Raw genomic sequence first — 2,614 nt, forward strand, 5'->3', positions numbered from 1 at the left:
AGATATTTTTTTATTCACACACTTATAATGATTCGCAAATATAAAGAAAGTGTAATTCACTACAATCATGAACTGCACTTAAACTAATTAAATACAGCCTGCACAAATTACAATATAAATCTTTTCAATATCAGAATATAGCCCTACCTTTACACAAAGATATAACGATAAATATTATACAATGACAAAAGATATAATGAAAATAAGCGATAGTGAATATGCCAAAGTATTGCAACAGGCTGTATCTGAGATTCAGACAACCCGAATCACTATTGCCCGCCAAGTAAACAGTACGGGAATTGCTACCATCAACTGGACCTGTCCATGCAAGATTTGGTGATGGACAGTATTTAACGGATATAAACTCTTTGGATTTTACGGCTGGACAGGTCTCTAGACGTTTGTATGGTGTTCCTTGGAAGACTAATTCATTGACTCATTATATCAAGATTGACGTAACAGGATTAAATGTAATAAAGAACATGTCACATAATTTTATTATACCTAATAATCAACCGCTAAATATTAGCAATAGAATTTTGGATGGTGGTATTACTATTTTTAAAATAAAATTTTAATATGAATGATTGTTTCATAAAAAAATATTGGAAAGAAGAAGATATATTGTTTTATCTTCATTTTCATAATAAATTAGTTGTTAGACAAATAGAAGTGTTATCGGGAGAAACTGTTTGTTTAACAATTGAAAGCCCTATTCAGGGAGAACATCTACTATGTGATAAAGAGTTGGATGATTTGTCTTTTGAGGAATCTGATTATATTTCGGAAAAAGAATTTAACAAAGTATGGTCACTGCAATTCATTAAAAATAAATAGCAATATGGTAAGATACGTAAATGAAGGGAATATTTTCACTATTAATGGAATTAAGTGCTATGCACATGGTTGTAATTGTGCAGGTGCTATGGGGAAAGGAATTGCGTTGCAATTTAAAATGAAATATCCTAAAATGTACAGACTATATAAAAAGAAATGTATAGATGGGACGTTTACAATTGGGGATGTTTTTGAATATGTAACGGGAGATGAACATATCTATAATTTAGGAACTCAAAAGGATTGGAAAATGAAAGCGGATTTGGAAGCCATAAGGAAATCAATTAGTACAATGATGGAGTTGGCTTCTCAAGGTAATGTTAAAGCAATAGCTATGCCTAAAATAGGTGCGGGGTTAGGAAGACTGGACTGGTGTGACGTTAAGGCCATAATTGAGGATGTCGCTTTGAAATACTCTAATATAGAGCTGGTTGTAGTAGAGAATTATAAGGAGAGAAACACTGATTGTCAATAATATAGTGTGTAACACAAAGCTTTTAACGAAGCAGTAGTGATATTATATCATAAAAAATCCGTAATGAGTTCTGTGATAGTGAACAGCAAAGTAAATCGTATAATTATTTTCAGTAATTGAATGAAAAATATAATCTTTTATAATTCGGAAAGAATACCAATTATGCAATGGTATAATTTCCTCTTGGTCGATAGAGAGAAGGAAGATACTCTGACTTTTGATGTAAAAATTCAGAAATCAATTTTTACTGTGACTGCAACATATAAGACTAATCAGAAGGATTTACTTGCCCTAAAGAACCATATCAATTTGTTGTATCAGCAACGTATTCATAAGATTGTATATTCTTCCTTGAACGAGCGGCTAAGAGTTGAATTGGAATGGGAGAATATGGGACATATCAAACAAAAGTTTGTAATCGTTGAAGAACAGACTGGTAGTTGTTTGGAAGTCGGATGCCTTTTTGATCAGACATTTTTGCCTGAGCTGGAGGCTGATATGGATGATGTGCTTATTGAAATAAAAAACTTAGGAAAATGCCATGAATGAAATTCTTGTAAGAAATGAAGACGATTCTTTTTTTATCCGCTTTTATGATTTTGAACGTAGTGTGAGTGTTGATTATCTTCAGTTTAGTCTTGAACTTATAAGTTCTATTTTTAAGGTTTCAACAGTTTGCAATGTTAGCATAGAGGAACTTCTTTTATTTAAGAAGGATTTGGACTTAATGCTTCGTAAGTGCCATAAAGAGTTTTCCTTTACTCCGTTAGGCGAGTCCTTCAGTCTTAAGTTCCAGATGAGAGAAAAAGAAATAATCCATTTGAATGGTTGTATTTCTGATACTCAAATGCCTCAAAGCTACTTAACTTTTCACAATATTATTTGCGTTGATTATTTGTCGGTAATACTAATGCAAATAGAAAACGTAATGGATAATCTGGAATAGAACATTAGATAAAATGAAGAGTTTGTTTGTGACAAAATTATTGGTTGTATTGTTTTAATTTTTCATATAACAATATTAAGGCACTAGAATTAAGTACAATTTTTAATGAAAGAACAAAAAAAGAAAATACAGTTATTATTGGAAGAACATTTTTCCCAATATGGGTTCAAGAGAAAGAAGCTCAATAATTATATACGCATTAAAGATGGTAATGTAATACAAGATATTGGCTTTACTACGACAACTCATGGGGAGAGACATGTGATCTATCTGAATCCTGTTGTAGGAGTTATTTACAAGGATGTGGATGAGATAATGGTACAGCTTAGAGAAGGAACTAATAGTTGTCTTGAAAT

At 31.6% G+C, this 2,614-nt stretch carries 6 protein-coding genes and 1 pseudogene; all 7 read left to right on the forward strand.

Annotated features, from left to right (window positions below; genetic code table 11):
- Positions 1-181 precede the first annotated feature (181 nt).
- Positions 182-340 (forward strand): hypothetical protein, encoded by a 159-nt coding sequence (locus tag BACCELL_RS26635; RefSeq protein ID WP_157133935.1) that lies wholly within the window; start codon positions 182-184, stop codon positions 338-340.
- Positions 300-578, forward strand: a complete 279-nt coding sequence (locus BACCELL_RS27830; RefSeq protein WP_081450843.1) for an HYD1 signature containing ADP-ribosyltransferase family protein — start codon at positions 300-302, stop codon at positions 576-578. The genes BACCELL_RS26635 and BACCELL_RS27830 overlap by 41 nt, the downstream gene beginning before the upstream one ends.
- A 1-nt stretch (position 579) precedes the next feature.
- Entirely contained in the window at positions 580-837 is a 258-nt protein-coding gene (locus BACCELL_RS21975) for a hypothetical protein (protein ID WP_007214291.1), read from the forward strand.
- Positions 838-841: 4 nt separating this feature from the next.
- The gene (locus BACCELL_RS21980; protein ID WP_007214292.1) at positions 842-1,312 is read left to right on the forward strand and encodes a macro domain-containing protein; all 471 of its coding nucleotides are present in this window, start codon (positions 842-844) and stop codon (positions 1,310-1,312) included.
- Between the two features lie 120 nt (positions 1,313-1,432).
- The gene (locus BACCELL_RS21985; RefSeq protein ID WP_007214293.1) at positions 1,433-1,861 is read left to right on the forward strand and encodes a hypothetical protein; all 429 of its coding nucleotides are present in this window, start codon (positions 1,433-1,435) and stop codon (positions 1,859-1,861) included.
- Positions 1,854-2,258: a hypothetical protein gene (locus BACCELL_RS21990; protein ID WP_007214294.1), complete on the forward strand. Its 405-nt coding sequence runs from the start codon at positions 1,854-1,856 to the stop codon at positions 2,256-2,258. The genes BACCELL_RS21985 and BACCELL_RS21990 overlap by 8 nt, the downstream gene beginning before the upstream one ends.
- A 105-nt stretch (positions 2,259-2,363) precedes the next feature.
- Positions 2,364-2,614: pseudogene (locus BACCELL_RS27010) on the forward strand (hypothetical protein); the annotation flags it as partial.

The sequence above is a fragment of the Bacteroides cellulosilyticus DSM 14838 genome (genome assembly GCF_000158035.1).
In the GTDB taxonomy this organism is placed as follows: domain Bacteria; phylum Bacteroidota; class Bacteroidia; order Bacteroidales; family Bacteroidaceae; genus Bacteroides; species Bacteroides cellulosilyticus.